Origin of the sequence: Tenacibaculum sp. SSH1-16 (assembly GCF_040104435.1) — a bacterium.
Lineage (GTDB): Bacteria > Bacteroidota > Bacteroidia > Flavobacteriales > Flavobacteriaceae > Polaribacter > Polaribacter mesophilus.
The window spans coordinates 58,606-80,810 of sequence record NZ_JBECOV010000015.1; the positions used below are offsets into that span (position 1 = coordinate 58,606).

17 protein-coding genes and 1 pseudogene are annotated in these 22,205 nt (G+C 30.6%); 8 read left to right on the forward strand and 10 right to left on the reverse strand.

The window, feature by feature from the left end; translation table 11 throughout:
* Positions 1-13: 13 nt before the first annotated feature.
* Positions 14-814: an SDR family oxidoreductase gene (locus tag ABMY20_RS14665; RefSeq protein ID WP_239180363.1), complete on the reverse strand. Its 801-nt coding sequence runs from the start codon at positions 812-814 to the stop codon at positions 14-16.
* Between the two features lie 91 nt (positions 815-905).
* Here ABMY20_RS14665 and ABMY20_RS14670 point away from each other — a divergent pair, with 91 nt between their 5' ends.
* Both ABMY20_RS14670 and ABMY20_RS14675 read left to right on the forward strand, forming a co-directional pair.
* A complete protein-coding gene (locus ABMY20_RS14670; RefSeq protein ID WP_349265644.1) occupies positions 906-2,576 on the forward strand; it encodes a M1 family metallopeptidase in 1,671 nt (556 codons plus the stop codon).
* A 23-nt stretch (positions 2,577-2,599) separates the two neighbouring features.
* Positions 2,600-3,028, forward strand: a complete 429-nt coding sequence (locus ABMY20_RS14675; protein WP_349265645.1) for a hypothetical protein — start codon at positions 2,600-2,602, stop codon at positions 3,026-3,028.
* 34 nt (positions 3,029-3,062) lie between these two features.
* Here ABMY20_RS14675 and ABMY20_RS14680 read toward each other — a convergent pair whose 3' ends face one another.
* The 5 genes from ABMY20_RS14680 to ABMY20_RS14700 all read right to left on the reverse strand — a co-directional run bounded on the left by ABMY20_RS14680 (position 3,063) and on the right by ABMY20_RS14700 (position 12,072).
* Entirely contained in the window at positions 3,063-4,907 is a 1,845-nt protein-coding gene (locus tag ABMY20_RS14680; protein ID WP_349265646.1) for a DUF349 domain-containing protein, read from the reverse strand.
* An 86-nt stretch (positions 4,908-4,993) separates the two neighbouring features.
* Complete coding sequence (locus ABMY20_RS14685; RefSeq protein WP_349265647.1) at positions 4,994-5,755, reverse strand: shikimate dehydrogenase; 762 nt, start codon at positions 5,753-5,755, stop codon at positions 4,994-4,996.
* On the reverse strand, positions 5,736-6,743 hold the full coding sequence (locus ABMY20_RS14690) for a DUF368 domain-containing protein (RefSeq protein WP_349265648.1): 1,008 nt from the start codon (positions 6,741-6,743) through the stop codon (positions 5,736-5,738). Before ABMY20_RS14690 ends, ABMY20_RS14685 begins: the two co-directional genes overlap by 20 nt.
* Before the next feature lie 33 nt (positions 6,744-6,776).
* Positions 6,777-7,700: a DUF368 domain-containing protein gene (locus ABMY20_RS14695; RefSeq protein ID WP_047790619.1), complete on the reverse strand. Its 924-nt coding sequence runs from the start codon at positions 7,698-7,700 to the stop codon at positions 6,777-6,779.
* 13 nt (positions 7,701-7,713) lie between these two features.
* Positions 7,714-12,072, reverse strand: coding sequence for a translocation/assembly module TamB domain-containing protein (locus ABMY20_RS14700; protein WP_349265649.1), 4,359 nt, complete (start codon positions 12,070-12,072; stop codon positions 7,714-7,716).
* A gap of 227 nt (positions 12,073-12,299) precedes the next feature.
* Here ABMY20_RS14700 and tsaD point away from each other — a divergent pair, with 227 nt between their 5' ends.
* The 6 genes from tsaD to ABMY20_RS14730 all read left to right on the forward strand — a co-directional run bounded on the left by tsaD (position 12,300) and on the right by ABMY20_RS14730 (position 19,437).
* Positions 12,300-13,328, forward strand: coding sequence for a tRNA (adenosine(37)-N6)-threonylcarbamoyltransferase complex transferase subunit TsaD (gene tsaD, locus ABMY20_RS14705; protein ID WP_349265650.1), 1,029 nt, complete (start codon positions 12,300-12,302; stop codon positions 13,326-13,328).
* A 17-nt stretch (positions 13,329-13,345) separates the two neighbouring features.
* Complete coding sequence (locus ABMY20_RS14710; protein WP_349265651.1) at positions 13,346-15,199, forward strand: sulfatase-like hydrolase/transferase; 1,854 nt, start codon at positions 13,346-13,348, stop codon at positions 15,197-15,199.
* A gap of 57 nt (positions 15,200-15,256) precedes the next feature.
* Positions 15,257-15,922, forward strand: a complete 666-nt coding sequence (locus ABMY20_RS14715) for a M15 family metallopeptidase (protein WP_349265652.1) — start codon at positions 15,257-15,259, stop codon at positions 15,920-15,922.
* Positions 15,923-15,989: 67 nt separating this feature from the next.
* Positions 15,990-16,664 (forward strand): hypothetical protein, encoded by a 675-nt coding sequence (locus ABMY20_RS14720; protein ID WP_231128425.1) that lies wholly within the window; start codon positions 15,990-15,992, stop codon positions 16,662-16,664.
* Positions 16,665-16,806: 142 nt separating this feature from the next.
* Positions 16,807-17,802, forward strand: a complete 996-nt coding sequence (pdhA, locus tag ABMY20_RS14725) for a pyruvate dehydrogenase (acetyl-transferring) E1 component subunit alpha (protein ID WP_047790615.1) — start codon at positions 16,807-16,809, stop codon at positions 17,800-17,802.
* Between the two features lie 3 nt (positions 17,803-17,805).
* Positions 17,806-19,437 carry a pyruvate dehydrogenase complex dihydrolipoamide acetyltransferase gene (locus tag ABMY20_RS14730; protein ID WP_349265653.1) on the forward strand — a complete coding sequence of 544 codons (1,632 nt, stop codon included), beginning with the start codon at positions 17,806-17,808 and terminating at the stop codon, positions 19,435-19,437.
* A gap of 220 nt (positions 19,438-19,657) precedes the next feature.
* On the opposite strand, the gene ABMY20_RS14735 is transcribed toward ABMY20_RS14730, so the two are convergent.
* From ABMY20_RS14735 to ABMY20_RS14750, 4 genes and pseudogenes are all read right to left on the reverse strand, one after another.
* The gene (locus ABMY20_RS14735) at positions 19,658-19,831 is read right to left on the reverse strand and encodes a hypothetical protein (protein WP_349265654.1); all 174 of its coding nucleotides are present in this window, start codon (positions 19,829-19,831) and stop codon (positions 19,658-19,660) included.
* Positions 19,832-19,833: 2 nt separating this feature from the next.
* Positions 19,834-20,727, reverse strand: a complete 894-nt coding sequence (locus ABMY20_RS14740) for a nuclear transport factor 2 family protein (RefSeq protein ID WP_349265655.1) — start codon at positions 20,725-20,727, stop codon at positions 19,834-19,836.
* A 104-nt stretch (positions 20,728-20,831) separates the two neighbouring features.
* Positions 20,832-20,969, reverse strand: a pseudogene (locus ABMY20_RS14745) (helix-turn-helix domain-containing protein); the annotation flags it as partial.
* A 12-nt stretch (positions 20,970-20,981) separates the two neighbouring features.
* The gene (locus tag ABMY20_RS14750; protein ID WP_349265656.1) at positions 20,982-21,131 is read right to left on the reverse strand and encodes a hypothetical protein; all 150 of its coding nucleotides are present in this window, start codon (positions 21,129-21,131) and stop codon (positions 20,982-20,984) included.
* Positions 21,132-22,205 lie beyond the last annotated feature (1,074 nt).

Sequence of the window (22,205 nt, forward strand, 5' to 3'; positions counted from 1 at the left end):
ATCTTCTGCGAATTTACAATTTATAATGATTCATTAGTAATTTTTCATAAATTTTATCAGGCAAAATTCTTTTTAATACAATTGAAAATTTCTCCATAAATCCACCAACTTTATAGTGAATTTTTGGGTTCTTGTTTTCAATAATTTTATAGATTGCCTCTGCCATTAGTATTGGATCTGCACCAGAATCAACATGAGCATCCATCAATGCTAAGTTTTCAGCATATTTTTCTTTGTAAGCAGAGTTTTCAAAAACAGGTGTATGATACCTTCCTGCAGCAATATTCGTAGCAAAATCTCCTGGAGCTACATTAACAACCTTAATACCGAAACTTTTCACCTCCATACTTAACGCTTCTGTTACCAACTCTAACGCCCCTTTACTTGCAGAATAAATTCCTCTAAAAGGTAACCCCATGTATCCTGCTATTGAAGTTGTGTTAATAATCGTTCCCAGTTGCTGTTTTCTCATATGAGGCAACACTTCTTTAACAACATCAATTACCCCAAAAAAATTTGTATTAAAATTATCTTTCATTTCTTGTGTAGGTGTATCCTCAATTGGACCAGTAATTCCTTTTCCTGCATTGTTTATCAACACATCAATCTTTCCTTCAGCAGTGATTACTTCTTCTACAGCTTTCTTTATTGATTCTTGGTCAGTTACATCTAATGCTACCATTTGAAATGGAGTAGTTACTTTTTGTGGATTTCTACTTGTTCCATAAACTTTAAACCCTCTATCGTGTAAATAGATAGCTATTGATTTTCCTATTCCTGAAGAAGCTCCTGTAATGAAAACTGTTTTTGACATTGTTCTTATTTTAAGCAAATATCTTAAAGTTAGCTTCAATAAAAAAACTTTAAAACTTATCTTAGCATTTTATCTTACAAGAACAAATACCATGTATAAAAAAACGTTTTCTTTATCTGTTTTTATGACATCTTTAGCAATTTTAATTGCTGGATGTTCTTCTTCAACCGCTCAAAAAAGCACCTCGTTATTTTCAAAAAATAAAACGTTTACACGTCAAGATTCTTTACGTGGTTCTATTACGCCTGAAAGATCTTGGTGGGACTTAACATATTATCACCTTAACGTAACCGTTAATCCTGACAAAAAGTTTATTAAAGGAAAAAATACTGTACAATATAAAGTTTTAAAACCTTATCAAGTTTTACAAATAGATTTACAACCTCCTTTAAAAATTACCAAAGCGACTCAAAACAATAAAGAACTAAAAGTTATTTCTGAAGGAAATGCGCATTTTATTCAACTACAATCTCCTCAAAAGAAAGGAACTGTAAACTCTGTTGATGTATATTATGAAGGTAAACCTAAAGAAGCGATTAGAGCTCCTTGGGATGGTGGTTTTTCTTGGAAAAAAGACAGTAATGGAAATCACTTTGTTGCTACTTCTTGTCAAGGGTTAGGAGCTAGTGTTTGGTGGCCAAATAAAGATCATATGTATGATGAGGTAGATAGTATGGCAATTAGTGTTCGTGTACCTAAAAATTTAATGGATGTTTCTAATGGGCGTTTACGTAATATTGAAAAACACAATGACGATACAACTACTTATCATTGGTTTGTTGATAATCCTATCAACAACTACGGAGTTAATGTAAACATTGGAGATTATGTACATTTTTCTGAAAAATACCAAGGTGAAGATGGAGCGTTAGATATGAATTATTATGTGTTACGTGACAATCTTAAAAAAGCCAAAAAGCAATTTAAAGACGCTCCCAAGATGATGAAAGCTTTTGAACACTGGTTTGGTAAATATCCTTTTTATGAAGATGGCTTTAAACTAGTAGAAGTTCCATATTTAGGAATGGAGCATCAAAGTTCTGTTACCTATGGAAATCAATATAAAAACGGGTATTTAGGTAGAGATTTATCTGGAACTGGTTGGGGACTAAAATTCGACTTTATTATTATTCACGAAGCTGGTCATGAATGGTTTGCTAATAATATTACCAATGTAGATATTGCTGATATGTGGATTCACGAAAGCTTTACAGCTTACTCTGAAAACTTATTTTTAGATTATTACTATGGTAAAAAAGCTTCTGCTGAATATGTTATAGGAACACGAAGTTCTATTCAAAATGATATTCCTATAATTGGAAATTATAATGTTAATGATGAAGGTTCTGGAGACATGTATTATAAAGGGGCTAATATGCTTCATACAATTCGTCAACTAGTTAATAATGATGAAAAATGGCGTCAAATTTTACGTGGTTTGAATGCTGATTTTTATCATAAAACAGTAACTACTCAAGAAATCGAAAAGTACATGATTGAAAAATCTGGTATTGATTTAAGTAAAGTATTCGATCAATATTTACGTACAGTGAAGATTCCAGAGCTGGAGTATACTATTGAAAACAACACCTTAAAATATCGTTGGAATAATGTTGTTGGAGGTTTTAATATGCCTATAAAAGTAACTGTTGATGGAAAAGATGAATTACTAAAACCTTCTGATAATTGGCAAACAAAAACTATTAAAGGAGACTCAATTGAGGTTGACAAAAACTTTTATGTAAACTCAAAACCTCTATAAAGCAACTGTATTTTATCTTTTTCATGATTAAAAAGCTTTTAAAAAACATTATCCTAAACCCTAAAAAGTTGTTTTTAATAGATGGTTTTGGAGCTTTTTTATCTGCTTTTTTACTGGGTGTTGTGTTAGTAAAGTTTGAAAGCACCATAGGAATTCCTCCTTCTAGTCTGTATTTTCTAACTGTTTTTCCTTTGATCTTTACTATGTATGATTTTTACTGTTACCGAAAAAACCACAATAATCTTAGATGTTTTTTAAAAGGAATTGCAGTTGTAAACCTACTATATTGCTGTCTTTCTATTGGAGTAGCATTTCTTCATAGAAAAACTATTACTAACTTAGGATGGATTTATATTATCGTTGAAGTCTTTATTATTACCATTCTATCAAATTTTGAACTCAAAGTAGCCAAACAACTTACTAAAAAAACAAATAAAAAACTCGAACCTTAAAAGGCTCGAGTTTTTAATGATTATTATATTGTTTTTAATAATCTAATCTTTTTAAGTAGTCTAGTTTTTCTTGCCAAAGATCTAACTGGTCTTTAAATTCTTGGATTCCTTTACGTACATTTTGTACTAAAGGATTATCTTCTGTAGCGTTTGAAATAAAGCTTAAGTTGTTTTCTAACTGTTGCATTTCTCGTACAGTTTCATCTATTTTTTTTCTAATAAAGAACTGTTCACTATCTAATTTTCTATAGTCTTCTTGTGCTAAATATGTATCTACAACGCCTTTAAACTTCATCATTTCAATATCAATTCTGCTCATATCCAATTTATCGAGATGTGCATCCATTGCTTTGTTGAATTTTTCATCCAAATAACGTGCATTTCTTGGCAATGCTCCTAGTGCTCTCCAATCTGCTAAGGCTTTTTCTACATCTTCTTCGGTAGAAATTTCAGCTACTTTAATTTGCTCTACAAATTTTTTCTTAGCCTCTACTACTACTAATTGTTCTTTATTTTCTTCATTCTTGTGAGCGTGTAATCTATCAAAATAGTAATTACAAGCATTTTTGAATTTTTTCCAGATATCGTCAGAAAATTTTCTAGGCACATGTCCTATTTTTTTCCAATCTGCTTGAATACGCTTCATAGTATTGGTAGTTTCACTCCAGTCTTCACTATCTTTTAAGCTTTCTGCAAGCTCTACCAATTCCATTTTCTTCCTTAAGTTCTCGTTTTGTGCACTTTTTTCATGCTTGTAAAATGCATTTTTAGCTGAGTTAAACTTTTTAGTTGCTGCTTTAAACTCTTGCCAAACAGCTTCACTCTTACTGTAAGGTAATTTTCCTATGTCAAAGTATTTTTTTCGTAGTTTTTCTATTTCTACAATACTTTTTTGCCAGTCGTTGTGTGTTTTATTGCTTGATGTATCGTACGCATTTATTTCTGCTGCAACAGCTAGTTTTGCATCAATCATTTCTTGATGCTTTGACTTTAATTCTCTGTAATGCTGATGACGTCTGTCATGAATTTTTTTAGTTGCTTCACTAAACCTTCCCCAAACATCTTCTCTATGTTCTCTTGACACAGGTCCTACATCTTCTTTCCACATACGATGTAATTCTTGTAACTCTTTAAAAGCTACATTAACGTCTTCTACATCATTTAAAGCTTCTGCTCTTTCAATTAGTCGTAGTTTTTCTTCAAGGTTATGTTTAAAATCTAACTCTCTAAAGTCTTTATTTAAATGTAGTAAATCGTAAAAACGTTCTACATGATGATGATATGTTCTCCAGGTATCATTATACTTTGTTTTAGGCACAGCTCCAACACTTTTCCAACGATTTTGAATTTCTTGAAAATCATTATACATCGTTTTGGGGTCAGCATCTTTAATTAAAGTCTTTAACTCTTCAATTAAATTATTTCGTCTCTCTAAGTTTTCTTTTAATTGTTTTTCTAATTGAGAATAGTAAGCATCACGCTTGGATTTATATTCACCTAATAACTTATTGTATTCTGTTTTTGTTGGACTAGAGAATTGAAAATCTATAGAATTTCCTCCATCTGCCAAAAACGCCTCTTTCTTCTTTGCTAATAAAGCCCCAAACTTTGAGTTAAACGCTGTTTTAATAGCATCTACATTTGATTTTAATTGTTGAATTGGATGGCTTTTTAGTAATTTTTTTAATTCATCTACCAACTTTTCTAGCTCCATCGAAGCATAATCAAGCATAGGTATTTCGTGCTTTTCATCTGCTTTTTCAGATTCATTGGCTACTTCATTTTCAACTTCATTAACTGCATTTTCAGTTTCCCTACTAACCTTTGATTGCTCTTCTGTGATTGGCTTTTCTACTTTCTCTTCGTTGTTTTCTAACATATCTACAATGTTTAAGTTCCTTTGATTTAGATTATAAAGATAAGGATTCTTAGAGAATAGCAAATTTTATTTTAGTTTTTAAAATTTTAGCTATTATTCCATATTTTCCAAGCTTTTTCTGCTTGTAGCTCTAACATCTCTAATCCATTTTTTATAGTTGCTCCCTGCTCTTTACCTTTACGTAAGAAAGTAGTTTCTGACGGATTATATATTAAATCGTATAATAAATGTTTATCTGATAAAAATTTATATGGAATATCTGGACAATTCTCTACGTTTGGATGTGTACCTAACGGTGTACAATTTACAATTATATAATGTGATTCTATAAGTTCTTTACCTATATCTTGATAGGAGATTTGCTTTTTTCCTTCAGGAGTTCTAGATACATATTTATATTTCACCCCTAAACTTTCAAGCACATAGGCTACCGCTTTAGATGCTCCTCCTGTTCCCAATATCAAGGCTTTTTTGTGATGATTTTTTAATAATGGTTTTAATGATTTTTTAAACCCATACACATCAGTATTATATCCTTTTAACCTTCCTTTTTTAGTTATTTTAATAGTGTTTACTGCTCCTACTTTTAAAGCTTTCTTATCTATTCTATCTAAAAAATTAAAAACATCTAGTTTGTATGGAATGGTTACATTCATTCCTTTTAGCTGCTTTTTGTTTTCTTTTATTTTTTGAGGAAGTTCGTGTATCGATTGAATATCAAAATTGATATACTCACGACTTTTTAAGTCTAGTTTTTTAAACTTTTCGGTAAAGTATCCACGAGAAAATGAGTACGAAATATTCTTTCCTACTAAAGCATATAAATGCTTATTTTCTTTTTTGGTCATAAAAATCAATAATTAATATTAATGCGACTCCAATAATAATAAATCCTATTGAAACCCATGTTTCTTGATTGTTAAAATTAGGAATATATCTCTGGTAATTTTCTATAATTTTGTTCCCACTCTGATCAAGCAAAAACACACCTGCTTCTTTTTTATAAATAGTTTCTTTCCATGGCCAAACAACACCTAATGACCCAGTAATAAAACCTATAATAATTGCTGTTACAATTTCATGCCATCTTTTTAAAACATACCCTAAAACATGTGAAATAGACACAAGCCCAAAAGCTGAACCTGCTGTAAAAACTCCTATAATTTTTAAGTAACGAACTTTTACTTGATCATTCAGTACTTCAAAGTTTCCAGACAATAGATTTGTAATTACATTGCCTAATACATTTACACTATCTACTAACAACAAAACATAGTTTCCTAATAATATAAGAATAAATGATCCTGAAAGTCCTGGTAATGTCATTCCTGAAACTCCTATAATACCACATAAGAAGACAAACCAAAGATTATCATTTTCTGTAGCGGGTGTCATAAAACTAATAGAGATTCCAACTGATGCTCCAATAAATAGTCCTAAAACTGTTTTAAGTTTCCATTCTCCAAAATCTTTCGATATATAATAAATAGAGCCTATAATCATTCCAAAAAACCATGACCATACATACAGTTCGTAATTTTTCAAGAAATAATCTAAAATAAGAGATACACTGAAGTAGCTGAACATACTTCCTGCCATTACCCAAACTAAAAATTGTAAATTGGTATAGGTTGCAAAACTTTTAAAACGTCCATTAAACAACAGTTTAAAAGCTTTACCATTGATTTTTTGAAAAGTATAAATAAGCTCTTCATAAAACCCCATTACAAAAGCTACCATGCCACCTGAGACTCCTGGTACCTTGTTGGCTCCTCCCATTATCAAGCCTTTTAAAAAAAGGGTTATTTTTTGTGATAGCGTGCGCTCTTTATACATGCGGTTTGATTAGAACGCTAAGTTAGTTATTTTCTAGTGCTTTTTTACTGCTAATTTTTCTAGCAATAAAATAAGTGCAAAACCAATTAAGGCTAAGATTATTGCATACATTAATTGTGGATTTCCATCGTAGGAAAATGGTGAAATAGATAACTCATTAAAAGGGATTTGTTCTCCGTGTGAATTGGTTCTATATGTCAATACTTTCTTCCAAGGCCAAATTTTGTTTAATGACCCTATTATAAACCCTGTTAAGACAACGAGAGTATGGTTTTTATAGTTTTCAAACAGATACTTTAAAACTCTTGAAAAAAGTAATAAACCTACAATCGCTCCTAAACCAACAACTGTTATAGTTGTTAAATCACGGTTGTTTACGGCTGCTAATACTGGTTTATAGGCTCCTAATAACACTAGTATAAAAGATCCTGATATACCTGGTAAAATCATAGCGCAAATTGCTATTGCCCCTGCTAAAAACATAAATGACATTGAAGAGTTTTCTGAAACCAACGGATTTAGCGTTGTGATGTAATAAGCTAATATAGCTCCCAACATTAGTAAAATTCCTGAAGCGAGATTCCATTGAGTAACTTGTTTTGCTATGTAAATAACACTTGCTAATACTAACCCAAAGAAAAAAGACCATACTAAAACTGGATGGTGCATTAATAACCAAGAAATCATTTTTGCTAACGAAACGATACTAATAAAAATTCCAACAAAAAGAGTTACTAAAAAGTTACCATTTACTTGTTTCCAAGCTGATTTAAAACCTTCTTTTTTTAAAGTTTTAAGTAACTTTAAATTAATATTACTAATAGAACCTAGTAGTTCTTCATAAATTCCTGAAATAAACGCAATGGTACCTCCTGAAACACCTGGAACCACATCAGCTGCTCCCATAGCAATTCCCTTTAACATGATTACGAAGTAATCTTTAATAGTTCTATTCATAAAAATAGTTTGGTTATTTTTTCTCTTTTGATTTAAAATTTATCAATCCTTTTTTCTTTGGTTTTAAGGTATCTTTTTTTACTTCTTTCTTTTTTTCTTTTTTATTTAACCCTAATTTTTTCCCCAAGTCCCGTAAATTATTAAAGTTAACTTGATAAGAAATCCCTACCCCTTGTGTATATCCTTCTTCTTCTGTGGAATATTGCACTTCATTTTGGCGATTAAATACTGTACCTCTTAAATTACCTTCTTCATTTAAAAGGACCTCTACTTTTACTTCTCCCACTACACTGGTTTGTGTATTAGCTCCAACAGGAACTCCTACTTTACCATTAACCAATACCCTATCACTTAATTGCGTTGATACAGATACATCTACTTGATCGTCTGAATTAAGGTTGTCTACATCTCCTCTATCTCCTTGTGTATATCCTACTCCTAACTGAAATTTATTTCCATCGCTATTTAACATATTTGTCAAAATTCCTGAAGCTATTTCTGAAGCTGTTCCTGTAATTCCTGAACTTGCACTACTTCCAATAGCATCTGGATTATAAAATGTACCGAAGGCTAACAAAAATGAAAAGTGCTGCATTTTAGTGTTTAAGTCATTCTCATTTAAAATAAATTCTAACTCAGAACTTACTGTTGAGTTTGCATTTGGTATTTTAATATCAAACTCTTGTTTTGAACTAAATAGACCTCCTGTAATTTTGGTGTATAAATCAATTGGAATCTTACGATTTGAATTAATATTATCTAATAACTGTGCTGGGTTTGCTTTAGTTCTATATACTGCTGTTATATCTAAATCGGCTTCATAAGGATCTCCATTCCAAGAAATAGTTCCTCCTTTTTGTACAATAAAGGGTTTTGTTATTCCTGCATACTTAAAATTATAAAAACCATTATCTACCGTAAAGTCTCCAAACATATTAAACTTACCTCGTGTATCAATATCAATTCTAAGGTTTCCTTCTCCACTTCCTTTTAACTCACTTCCAGAAACTTTATCTATTACAACTTGTGCTACAGCATCTTTTGTTACGGCTAAATTAAGTCTTAAGTCAAGACCTTTAATATCTCCAATAACTTTTCCTTTAGTTCCTTCTTCTTCTTCTCCTGTTTTAAATCTAATTAACTTGTAATTATCAATTGTTTTAACATCACTTAATGGAATTACAAATAAAGTTCCTTTGTTTGTTTTTCCGTTAACCTCAATATCTAAAAAGCTAGTAAGCCCTCTAATTTTAGCTTCTCCATTTAAAAAACCTGTTCCATAATACTGAGATTCTTCAGTTTCTTGTGTGTCTAAAATCAGTAAATTTTGTGTATTGATATCAAAATTTAAAAACCAATCTTTAAAGTTTTGATGTACAATACTCCCAGATAAATCTCCTTGTGTAAGATACTTTGTATCCTCTAAGATTATGTCTTTTAGTATAAATTCTTGTTTGTCTAAAACAACACTTGTATTTCCTTTAAGATTAAAATCTACATTTAAATACGGAAAAGCTAATCCTGCATTTTCAAAATTTAAAACTCCGTTAAAATCAGGATTTCTTAAATAACCTGTTGCTGTAAAATCTCCTGTTACTTTTCCTCTTAGTTTAGACAATACATCTTCTCCTAATGGACTGAAAGCAGCAATATCATACTCTTTCAAGTAAATATCTAAATCTATAATTGGCCTATCCTTTGAAAAATCAATTCCACCAGTAGCAGATATGTTTTTTGCATTTTTATTTTCTAGAGATAGATTAACATTGTATTTTTCATAAGAATTATCTCCCGTAACATTTAACGCCAAATTTCCTTGCGAATAATTATTAATGTCAAAATTCTCTATGTATAAATTACCAACTGGAGCTATCGTTTCATTTTCTTGTTTAAATGCTAATTGTCCATTTAATTTACCATCTAATTTTAAACTATCGATAGGGGGTAAAAAGCTAGCTAATTTAACTTTATTAAAATCTGCTTGAAAATCTTTGTAAGTACTATCTCTTAAAACTCCTTTGAAATCGATTCTTTGTTCTCCCGATTTCAAAATAAATGGGCTGATTGTAAATTCATCTTTTTGTAAATCAAATGTTACTTTGTTATTTTTATCATCATTTGGATTTACTTCCCAATCAAACCCCTTGTAATATAGCTTCGATTTTTGAATTCCTACTACAGATTTTTGAAGTTCATTGATTGTATAGAAAAAATCTAAACTAAAACTTTCTTCATAATTTTTTCCTCCTTTAAAAACAGACTTAAAGAATAGCGTATCATTTTTGGTACGGTTTAACAAGTTTAATTTCTCAATGTTATAATATTTTGTATTCACCTTATTTGCAGTTAAGTGAGTACTATAAAGCGGGTTTTTATTATCTAATCTTAACACCACTCCTTCTATTATATTTTTATACGCGTTTATTTCTGGAGATTCAAACGTTAGTTTTAATGAGTTTTTATCTGAATTAATACGTCCTTTTAATCGTGTATTCTTTCCTATAGAAATATTTGGTAAAAAAACATCTATAATTTGATTATAAATTGTAAAGTCAAAATCTAAAAACTGATTTGGCGCTACTTCATGCGGACGATAGTTTGTATACACACTACCTAAAGCATTTTGAGTAATTGGTAACAGCTCTTCGAAAGAAAATTTACCTTTAAGAGATCCTTTTACAATATCTGATGAATTTACTTCAATAGTTTTTATGCTATCTTTTACTGATGAATTTACCTCAAAACTCTTAAATGGGTAGCTTTGTTTTTGATTTGTATAAATTAAGTTTTTGAACGTTGCTTTACCAATAATATCATCAAACGTATTTCCTGAAATATTTAAATTAATATTCCCTTTTAATTCAGAAATACTATCACGGGTAAACAAATTTGTCTTTTTTAAATCAATTCTATCAACATCAGCGATAAAATCAAATTTGTTAATCTCTGATGAAAAATCTGCTAGTCCTTCAAATTTCAACTTAAAGTTATCATCATCCGCATTAAGTAAACCGTCAAACTTTTTATTTTGAAACTGTCCATTTACTTGTAAGTTTTTGTATTCATACTCATTAAAGAACAAACTACTTACTTTTCCTATTATTATGGTGTTTACATTATCTACATTAAACCCACTCCCATTAACATCCGCTTTTAATGAAACAGTTCCTAATACAGGATCATTAGCAAAGACTCCAAGATCAAAATTTTTAAACTCTACCTCTCCTGTATACTCAGATTTATCAATATTATCAATATTGGTTAATTGAAGATCAGAAATTGCGGTTCCAATTTCTGATTTTACTGATACTGTAGCATCCATTTGTTGTGGAGTTACTCTTACTATTCCATTCAAAGTAAAATTTCCTAGTCTTTGAAATTCTGTTGGCAATGTTCTTCCTAATAAATTTGGTAGTACATTTCTTAGTTGATAATAATTTGCTGTAAGATTATCTAAGTCCGCATCAAATACAAAACCCCTACTAGTTTTAACTGCGTTAACAAACCCCATGTCTCCAATAATTCTCATACCTCCTTTTGAGTGTACTCTTACATTACTAGCACTAAAATTGTTCAAAACACCATCAATATCTCCACTTATATAAAGAAAATCGTGTCCGCCAATTTCACTATATAGTTTGTTTAAATCTCTTACAGAGACTACACTTTCTTGAAATTTAGCCTTTATCCTAACTTTATCATTAAAGTTTACAAAATCTTTTCGATTATAGGTAAATTTAACTTCTGCTTGCAATTTTGTGTCATTGTCTGTTGCTAAAATTGTATTACTAAAATCCATAAAGGATTTTGTATATGTAAAATCGGTAGCTAGGTTTGATACATTTACTCCCCTGTTTTCAGTAAAGTACATGTTTCTTATTTTCATAGAAACATCAGGGCCTATAATAGAAAAATCATTTAATTCAGCTCCTGCTTTATACGCTGCAAATTCAAGAGGGTCTTGTTTATTTTCATCCATTAACTTAAAAGTTAAATCATCTAAAGAAATTTTATCACTTTTAAGAACAAACGGTGCAGCTAAACTATCTTTAGGTTTTCCGTCTTCAAAACTATCTATAAAAATAGACATGTTATCATTCTTTTCACCTTTATATGTTTTCATATAAAAATGAACGCCACTTAAAGAAGCTTCTCCTAAATCTACTTGATTTTCTAATATACGTTTAGCATTTTGTAAAGAAGTAGTTAGATTATTCACAAATATTAAAGTGTCTTTGTGGTGGTCTCTAATCTCAATTTCTTTTAACTGGACACTTCCCAACCAAGACAAATCAATTTTTTTTACAACTATATTAGTATTAAATTCTTTATTCACCCAATTAGTTGCTTGTTTAGCAAGTTGACTTTGCACAAAAGGGAGAGATAGTAAAATAAAAAGCAAGAGTAAAAAAAGTACTGTATACTTTAGTATTTTACCTATTATGTTTCCTAATCTTTTAATAACTTCCTTTATTTATAATCTTATTTAACAAAAGTAATCAGCAAACAGCAAAAATGCTGCCTTATTTTAAAGAAATGTTTTTTTTAACTAAAATCTAACGTAATATCAATATTTTTGTCCTCTAAATCAGAAAAGATTTGAGTGCAAAAAACATCTATATTTTAGGTATTGAGAGCTCTTGTGATGATACAAGTGCTTCAATAATTTGTAACGGAAAGGTATTAAGTAATATCGTAGCAAACCAAGAAGTACATGCTAAATATGGTGGTGTAGTTCCTGAATTAGCGTCAAGAGCACATCAACAAAACATTGTTCCTGTTGTGCAACAAGCTATTGAACAAGCTGGTATAACTAAAAACGATTTAAATGCAATTGCTTTTACTCGTGGCCCAGGGTTAATGGGCTCATTACTGGTTGGTACTTCTTTTGCTAAGTCTTTAGCCTTAGGGTTAAACATTCCTTTGATAGATGTTAACCATATGCAGGCACATATTTTAGCTCATTTTATTGATGAAGAAGGAAGTAGAATACCTCCTTTTCCATTCGTTTGTTTAACAATTAGCGGTGGACACACGCAAATTGTAAAAATTACCAATCATTTTGAAATGGAAATTTTAGGTGAAACAATTGACGATGCTGTTGGGGAAGCTTTTGATAAATCTGCTAAAATTTTAGGTCTGCCTTATCCAGGTGGACCTTTAATTGATAAATATGCGCAATTAGGAAACTCTAAAGCTTTTAAATTTACCAAACCTAAAGTTGGTGACTTAGAATTTAGTTTTAGCGGATTAAAAACTGGAATCTTATACTTTATTCAAAAAAACGTAAAAGAAAACCCCAATTTCATCAAAGAAAACCTTAATGACATCTGTGCTTCTATTCAATACACTATTATTGAAATTTTGATGGATAAGCTTAAAAATACTATAAAACAAACTGGTATTAAGCACATAGCTATTGCTGGTGGTGTTTCTGCTAACTCAGAAATACGAAAACGTTTAATTTTAGCTGAAAAACATTGGGGATGGACAACATATATTCCAAAGTTTGAGTATACCACTGATAATGCTGCTATGATTGCCATTGCAGGGTATTTAAAATATTTAAACAACTATTATTCAGATATTTCTGTAACAGCTAAAGCTCGTTTAAAAGTTACAGAGTAAACCTTTTTCATACTAGAATGACTAATTTTAAAAATAGAATCTTATTTAGTTTTACATATTATTTTCTATGGGTAGTATACTTTTTACTTGCCCGTCTTTTATTTTTAATATATTATTTTGATAAAACCTCTGAATTAAGTTTTATCACTACGCTAAAAACATTCGTGTATGGTATTCAATTAGATTTTTCTTTTGCTGCATACTTGGCTGCTATTCCTTTTCTAATTATTTTGCTATCAATATGGATTCCTAGAAGAATTATTGGTTATATTATTAAAGGGTATACTTTCCCTATTCTTTTAGTTATTAACTTGTTTATGTTAACGGATATTTCCTTGTATAAATTCTGGGGAGTTCGTATAGATGTTACTGTCTTAAATTACATTAATACTCCTAAAGCAATGTTGGCTTCTGTAAGTACTTTACAATTAGTTGGCGGACTTTTTGCTTGGGGATTACTTTCGGTAATTACTATTTACTGTTTTAATAAGATATTGAACAAAGTTCTTAAAAAGTTGAATAAGAAGCATTTTTTAGAAGCTCCTATATTTTTATTATTAATTGCTAGCTTAATAATTCCTATACGAGGTGGTTTTGCCAACATTCCTATTAATCAAAGTAACGTATACTTCTCTAAAAATATGTTTGCAAATCATGCTGCGGTAAATTTTATCTGGAACTTTGCTAATACAATTACTCATAAAACCGACGGCAAAAACCCGTATGTTCACTATAAAAAAGATATTGCTAAAAACATCATCAACAAAACTAAAAATCAGCTTTTAACAGCTAATACAGATTCTATCTTAAATACTAAAAAACCAAATGTCATTTTACTTATTTGGGAAAGTCTCTCTGCTAAAGCAGTTGGTGCATTAGGAGGTGAACCTGATGTTACTATAAACCTAAACAAACTAGCTAAAGAAGGTATTTTGTTTACTAATTTCTATGGAAATGGAGACAGGACAGATAAAGGGGTTCCTGCTATTTTAAGTGGCTATTATCCTCAGCCTACAAAAAGCATCATGAAAATTCCATACAAAGCAAGAAAGCTACCTATACTCACCAAAGAGATGAAAAAATTAGGGTACAATACTAGTTTTTATTATGGTGGGGATAGTAATTTTGGGAATATGATTACCTATTTACGTAATGGTCAAATAGATAAAATTGTTGATGGAACTGAATTTGACAAAGAAAACTGGAATTCGAAATGGGGAGCGCATGATCACATCTTTTTAGACCGATTTATGAAAGATTTATCTTCCCCTACCCTTAAAGAACCTTTTTTTGAAGTAGCTTTAACATTAACCAGTCACGAACCTTACGAGTTCCCTGGTGAATATAAATTTGGTAAAGGTTCTGTAGAAAATTTATACAGAAGTGCACAAGCATATACAGACAAAGCTATAGGTAAGTTTATTCACAAAGCTAAAAAACAACCTTGGTGGAATAACACTTTGGTTATTATTTTATCTGACCATGGACATCCATTACCTAAACACAAAGGTTATTTTAACTCCCCTAAAAGATTTCAAATTCCTATGGTTTGGTTAGGTGGTGCTCTCAACAAAACAGGTATTACTGTTAATAATTTTAGCGCTCAAAGTGATTTAGCATATACTTTAACTGACATATTAGGAGGTAATCCAGAAAAATTTCAGTTTGGAAAAAATATTTTTAATAATTCTGAAAATCAATATGCACATTATGTGTTTAATAAAGGATTTGGTACAGTTTCTAAAAACGGAACCTTTGTATACGATTATGTAAGCAAAAAACCTGTAATACAAGAAGGTAATTACCACCCTTTAGATTCTCTCGGAAGAGCTATTAGTCAAAACGCTTATCAAGATTTTTTAGATAAATAAAAGTTAATCTTTCATTAAGAGAGAAACTGTTAAAATCCATTTCATTACTTTTACCCTATGAAATGGATTTTATCGTTATTTTTACTTACCGCTTTAAGCATTCAGTCTCAAAAATTACCTGAAGGTTTTACATATATAAAAGAAGTGTCTCCTACAATACAAGGGGAATTAAGATATTGTCATACTAACAACTTTATGGGGGTCCCTGTTAATGGATATGAAGAAAATATTCTTATAGCTACTACCCCTACTGCTAAAGCTTTAAAAAAAGTTCAAGATGAGTTAGCAAATCAAAAATTAGGTTTAAAAATTTATGATGCTTACCGTCCTCAAACAGCAGTAAATCATTTTGTAAAATGGGCTCGGGTAATGAATGATACATTAATGAAACAACAATACTATCCTGAGGTTAATAAACGTCATTTATTTAAAAAGGGATATATTTCTTCAAAATCTGGTCATTCAAGAGGAAGCACTGTAGATTTAACAATTATACGCCTAGAAACAGGCGAAGAGTTAGATATGGGAAGTCCGTATGACTTTTTTGGAGTTTCATCTCATATCACCTATGAAAAACTTACTAAACAACAAAAAAAGAACAGACAACTATTACAAACTGTAATGCGTAAACATGGTTTTAGACCTTACAGTAAAGAATGGTGGCATTTTACCCTAAGAGGAGAACCTTTCCCTAAAACCTTTTTTGATTTTCCTGTAAAATAACTAGTTTTAATCCTTTATTTTAAAATCACTTAAAAATCGGCATTATATTTGCTTAGATTTATTTACAATGATGAAAATAATACCAACACTTGTAATCATTTTTTTATGTAGCGTTACATCCAATGTTCTTGCACAAATGGATGGTTCTGTTAATGGTAAAAAAAAGGGAAATTCTGCTTTTGGTGTTATAACTGCACCTGTTAAAGAAGTAAAAAAACCTAAAGCGTTAGATTTTGACAATAACAATGGATTTAAAACTGCACATAAAGAACAACAAAAAGAACTTCAAAAAAAACAAGCTCAAAGAGATTTAGAAAATAAAGGAATCTTAACTAAAGCTAAAATTGCAGAAGAACAATACTTAAAATCATTCAAACAAATAAATGGAATGTATCAGTATCCTGTTATTGATCAGGACTTAGGGAGTTTTAGTACTAAATCAAAAAGTGTTAACATTATTTGTAGGGATTATCAATATCCTGACGGAGATAAGGTTACCATCTATATAAATGATGTACCTGTTGTTAGCAACCTTATACTAAGACAACGCTATCAGTCCTTTAATATTCCTCTAGATAAAGGAATCAACACTATAAAAATTGTAGCTTTAAACCAAGGTACCTCTGGTCCAAACACAGCCGCATTTAAAATTTATAACGATGCAGGTATGTTAATTTCATCTAATGAGTGGAATTTAGCTACAGGTGCTAAAGCCACTATAATTGTAGCTAAAGAACAATAATTACTCCTTTATACTTCTCCAAAAACCTTTCTTCAACTTTTAGTAATAACTTTTTTTAAATTACTAAAAACTACTTATTTTTGTAGCTACGTTTTGTAATAAGTAGAGCAAACAAACATTTAAATAAACAACTAAGTATATAATGAAGAAAATCACCAAAGAAACCTATATCAATTGGTATAGAGACATGCTATTTTGGAGAAAATTCGAAGATAAGCTAGCTGCAGTTTACATTCAACAAAAAGTAAGAGGTTTTTTACACTTATACAACGGTCAAGAGGCTGTTTTAGCCGGTTCATTACACGCAATGGATTTGACTAAAGATAAAATGATTACTGCTTATCGTAATCACGTTCAACCAATTGGTATGGGTGAAGATCCAAAACGTGTTATGGCAGAGTTATATGGTAAAGCTACAGGTACTTCTCATGGTATGGGAGGTTCTATGCACATCTTCTCTAAAGAATACCGTTTCTATGGTGGTCACGGAATTGTAGGAGGACAAATTCCATTAGGTGCTGGTATCGCTTTTGGAGATAAATACAAAGGTAGCGATGCTGTTACTTTATGTTATTTTGGTGATGGAGCTGCACGTCAAGGTTCTTTACATGAAACTTTTAACATGGCTATGAACTGGAAATTACCAGTAGTATTTATTGTAGAAAATAATGGATATGCTATGGGAACTTCTGTCGAAAGAACTGCAAACCATACTGATATATGGAAATTAGGCTTAGGTTATGAAATGCCTTGTGGACCTGTTGATGGAATGAACCCTATCAAAGTAGCTGAAGCTGTAGATGAAGCTATTCAAAGAGCTCGTCGTGGTGATGGTCCTACTTTCTTAGAAATGAAAACATACCGATATAGAGGTCACTCTATGTCAGATGCTCAACATTATCGTACAAAAGACGAAGTTGAAGAGTATAAAAAAATAGATCCTATCACTCAAGTTTTAGATGTCATCAAAGAAAAAGAGTACGCTACAGAAGATGAGATCAAAGCAATTGATAAAGAAGTAAAAGATATGGTTAAGGAATGTGAAAAATTCGCAGAGGATTCTCCATATCCAGAGCTTAATCAATTATATGATATGGTATATGAACAAGAAGATTATCCATTTATAAAATCTAAGTAAACTATGGCTACAATTATAAACATGCCTCGCTTAAGCGATACAATGGAAGAAGGAGTGGTAGCTTCTTGGTTAAAAAAAGTAGGTGATAAAGTTGAAGAAGGTGATATTTTAGCTGAAATCGAAACTGATAAAGCTACAATGGAATTCGAGTCTTTCCATGAAGGAACTTTATTACATATCGGAGTTCAAGAAGGCGAAACAGCTCCTGTTGATAGTTTATTAGCTATTATTGGTGAAGAAGGAGAAGATTTTTCAGCATTATTAAATGGAAACACTTCCGCTTCTGCTGAAACAAAATCAGAAGAACCTAAAACTGAAGAGCCCAAAGCAACATCTACAAATACTGCTATTCCTGAAGGAGTAAAAGTGGTAACCATGCCTCGTTTAAGTGATACAATGACTGAAGGTACCGTTGCTTCTTGGTTAAAAAAAGTAGGTGATAAAGTTGAAGAAGGTGATATTTTAGCTGAAATTGAAACTGATAAAGCTACAATGGAGTTCGAATCTTTCAATGAAGGTACTTTGTTACATATCGGTGTTCAAGAAGGTGAAAGTGCTCCTGTAGATAGTTTATTAGCTATCATTGGTGAAGCTGGTACTGATGTTTCATCATTAGTAGAAGCTCATAAAGCAGGTACTTTAAATAACAACTCTTCTGAAAAACAAGAAGAAGCTCCTAAAGCAATTGAAGAAAATAAAACAGAAACAGTAGTTACTCCAGTAGAAACTGCATCAAATAATAAAGGTGGACGTATTTTTGCTTCCCCTTTAGCTAAGAAAATTGCTAAAGACAAAGGAATTAATTTAGCAGATATTAAAGGTTCTGGAGAAAATGGTCGTATCATCAAAAAAGATGTTGAAAACTATAGTCCAGCTGCTAAAGTTGAAGCTCCTTTAGCTACAAGTACAGCTACAACTCCATCAGCAGTAACTAATTTTACTACTGCAGCAGGTGAATCTGTAGAGGAAGTTAAAAATTCTCAAATGCGTAAAGCTATTGCTAAAGCACTAGCTAATTCTAAATTCTCCGCTCCTCATTTCTACTTAAACATAGAGGTAGATATGGACAATGCTATTGAATCTAGAAAGATTATTAATCAGATGCCAGAAACAAAAGTATCCTTTAATGATATGGTGGTTAAAGCTTCTGCTATGGCATTGAGAAGACATCCTCAAGTTAATACTACTTGGAATGATGATGTAACAATATACAATAAACATATAAATATAGGTGTAGCCGTTGCTGTACCTGAAGGTTTAGTTGTACCTGTTCTTCGTAATACAGATTACATGAATATCAATCAAATAGATATTGAAGTTCGTCAATTAGCGTCAAAAGCTAGAAATAAAAAACTAACTCCTAACGAAATGCAAGGAAGTACGTTTACGGTATCTAACTTAGGAATGTTTGGTATTGAAAGCTTTACTTCAATTATCAATCAACCTAATTCTGCTATTTTATCGGTAGGTGCAATTGTACAAAAACCAGTAGTGAAAAACGGAGAAATAGTGGTTGGAAACACTATGAAGTTAACCTTAGCATGTGACCACAGAACGGTTGACGGTGCTGTTGGAGCTCAGTTTTTACAAACCTTAAAAACTTATTTAGAGAATCCAGTTACAATGTTAGCTTAATACTCAATAAATTATAAATAAAAAACTCACCAAAGGTGAGTTTTTTTTATGAAATCAAATCTACTTTATTTGGAGTTAATAATATTAATTACCTCTCTTACCAATTTAGGTACCGACGCTGGATTTTGACCAGTTACTAACCTTCCATCCACTTCTACATGTTCATCTGCTACATCTGAAAAAAAGAACTTTCCTCCATGATCTTCAACTGTTTTTCTTATTAAAAAAGGAAAACTTTTAAAATATTCTCTTTCTTTTCATGATCTTCAGGAAACCCATTTACTCGCTTGTTTTTTACCACATACTCACCGTCACTTTTCTTTAGAAAAACAATTCCAGCAGTACCATGACACACTACACTGATAACACCTTCTTGCTTTTCATAAATATCCATAGCTATTTTTTGTATTTCCTTATTCTTAGGTAGATTAAACATAGCACTTCCACCTCCCACATAATAAATTGCTTTATAGCTAGACGAATGAACTTCTGTTGTTTTTTAGTCGTTTTTAAAGCATACATAAAGTCATTATCATACAAGTATTTTTTCTTATTTTTTTCAGATGTATCCACATATTTTAAAGGAATTGCACCTCCTTTTGGACTAATAATATCTATGTTAAACCCAGCTTCCGTAAACATTTTATAAGCCAATACTATTTCATCAAAACTATTTCCTGTTGGTATATTGGTACCTACATAATAATCTGTATTAGAAACCACAAATAAGATTTTATTTCCTGTCTCATAAGAAGCTTCTCTAGTTGCGGTTTTACTTATAATTTTCCAATTATTCGCAAACTTCTTCAGTAAAAAAAGATCTACAAACCTCCATTTACGATTAGGTATTAAAATTTCAACTTTTGCCATAGCAATATCATTCGTTATATCAATAGAGATAACTTCTCCTTTTTTGTTTGATGGAAAAAATTTTGAATATTCTTCAGTAGTAAACTGTTTAAAGCCATCTTTTCCTGTTAAGTAAAGTCTTGCATCTTTGTAAAAAGAACTTTTGAGAATATTCATTTTATTAAAAGAACTTCCTTCAATATAATTATTAAGCGTCTGTTCAATCAATTCTTTATCAGAAGCAGGTAGATTAACATCTGGACGATTTAAACTTTTATAAAACAAACGGTCGTCAGACATAAAACTCTTGCCGTAGTTAATTACTTTCTGTTGTTTACTTCCATAAATACTAGCTAGAAGTTTCCCTTTAGTATCTTCTTTTTCTTGTGAAAAACTAAACAGAAAAAAGAAAGACACTACTGCTGTACATATAAATTTCATTTTAAAAGGTTTTTAATTTGAATTCAAACTTCTTAAAACAATCTTCCTTTTTAATGATGTCCTGTAATTTAGGCGTCCTAAATTATAATTCTGTACTAAAAACCTTATAAAAACTGCTTTTGATATTGAGCTGGAGTTTGCCCAACAACCTTTTTAAAGGTAGCATAAAAGTTTGATTTTGAAGAAAAACCAGCTTCAAAACCAATATTTTCTAAAGTAATTTTATGATTCTCTTTCAATAGTTTCTTCGCCTCCTAAATTCTGTACTCATTCAAGAATGTTGCAAAGCTTTTTCCAAGGTTATCATTTAGAAATTGCGATAATTTATGAGAAGACACTCCTATTTTAACTGAAATATCAGACAGTTTTATAGCTGTATTTTTATACAACTCTTCTTCTTTCATTAAAGCATCTAATTGAAATTTTAAAGAATCAGCTTCTTTACTTTCAATCTTTTTTGCAGAGTATTTTTCTGGTAAATCTTTAAAAATAGACTCTCAATTTTTCTTTGAAAGGAAAAGTAGTATTAATCCATAAAAAACTATAGAAAAAATAACAGTTCCTATAAAGTAAAAGTAACCGACTATATAGGCTAAATAAATTAGTAAACTACTTATATAAACAGCTAATAGCCATATTTCAGAAGTGTTACAACTTACATTAGAAAACAGCTTTCTAAAAATATCGTTTAAAATAAATACTGATAATACTATATAAACACCCCAAACAAAATAAATAAACTTCACAAAATATGTATTCCTAAAAAGCGTATCTATTACATATGGTTTTATGATTCCTACTATAAGTATTACTAGGAATAATATCAAAAAATGAACTTTCCAGTTTAACGGAATCTTCTTCGTCTTAGTTACAGAAGACTTTAAATAGTAATACAACGAAACCCCTATTAAAAAACAAGCCGATAGTCCTATTTGAAATTTGAACAATCCATAAATTTCTTTCTTCCCTAAGAGTAAATGATTGTTTAAACGGACTTCCCTATTCGTACTGTTAAAAAGAAGGTCAACAGCCCAAACAAAAAATTAGGAACTCTTTTTGTTTTATCTAGTAATAAAAAATAGATACTTACCAATATACCATTAAAAACACCTAAAGAGCATATGAAAAATAAAACTGCATTACCTAAACTCATCCTGTTTTTTTATAAAACGTAAAGATTAAAAAACAAATTTCAATGTACAAATCTAATTTACGCTAAAGCTTCCTAAATTACTTAGTTATTTAAGGCTCTTACAACAACAATTAAAAGATATAAATAAGATTTCCTCTAAAGAGCTTTAAAATAGTTTATATCACTTTTATTTTCTTTTAAAATAGATCAACCTATCCTAATTGCTTTATTCATATTCTTGCTTTTAAAGCAAAATTACTTCTTTTATAATTATAAAAATAACGGGCAAAGGATTAAAAACTACGAGATACAGCAATCCTAAAAATAAGATCAAAAAAAAACCTCA

Bases quoted from the DNA above. Each gene is read 5' to 3' on its own strand.
- ABMY20_RS14665 (WP_239180363.1), bottom strand. From the start codon at position 814: ATGTCAAAAACAGTTTTCATTACAGGAGCTTCTTCAGGAATAGGAAAA.
- ABMY20_RS14670 (WP_349265644.1), top strand. From the start codon at position 906: ATGTATAAAAAAACGTTTTCTTTATCTGTTTTTATGACATCTTTAGCA.
- ABMY20_RS14675 (WP_349265645.1), top strand. From the start codon at position 2,600: ATGATTAAAAAGCTTTTAAAAAACATTATCCTAAACCCTAAAAAGTTG.
- ABMY20_RS14680 (WP_349265646.1), bottom strand. From the start codon at position 4,907: ATGTTAGAAAACAACGAAGAGAAAGTAGAAAAGCCAATCACAGAAGAG.
- ABMY20_RS14685 (WP_349265647.1), bottom strand. From the start codon at position 5,755: ATGACCAAAAAAGAAAATAAGCATTTATATGCTTTAGTAGGAAAGAAT.
- ABMY20_RS14690 (WP_349265648.1), bottom strand. From the start codon at position 6,743: ATGTATAAAGAGCGCACGCTATCACAAAAAATAACCCTTTTTTTAAAA.
- ABMY20_RS14695 (WP_047790619.1), bottom strand. From the start codon at position 7,700: ATGAATAGAACTATTAAAGATTACTTCGTAATCATGTTAAAGGGAATT.
- ABMY20_RS14710 (WP_349265651.1), top strand. From the start codon at position 13,346: ATGACTAATTTTAAAAATAGAATCTTATTTAGTTTTACATATTATTTT.
- ABMY20_RS14715 (WP_349265652.1), top strand. From the start codon at position 15,257: ATGAAATGGATTTTATCGTTATTTTTACTTACCGCTTTAAGCATTCAG.
- ABMY20_RS14720 (WP_231128425.1), top strand. From the start codon at position 15,990: ATGATGAAAATAATACCAACACTTGTAATCATTTTTTTATGTAGCGTT.
- pdhA (WP_047790615.1), top strand. From the start codon at position 16,807: ATGAAGAAAATCACCAAAGAAACCTATATCAATTGGTATAGAGACATG.
- ABMY20_RS14730 (WP_349265653.1), top strand. From the start codon at position 17,806: ATGGCTACAATTATAAACATGCCTCGCTTAAGCGATACAATGGAAGAA.
- ABMY20_RS14735 (WP_349265654.1), bottom strand. From the start codon at position 19,831: ATGGATATTTATGAAAAGCAAGAAGGTGTTATCAGTGTAGTGTGTCAT.
- ABMY20_RS14740 (WP_349265655.1), bottom strand. From the start codon at position 20,727: ATGAAATTTATATGTACAGCAGTAGTGTCTTTCTTTTTTCTGTTTAGT.
- ABMY20_RS14750 (WP_349265656.1), bottom strand. From the start codon at position 21,131: ATGAAAGAAGAAGAGTTGTATAAAAATACAGCTATAAAACTGTCTGAT.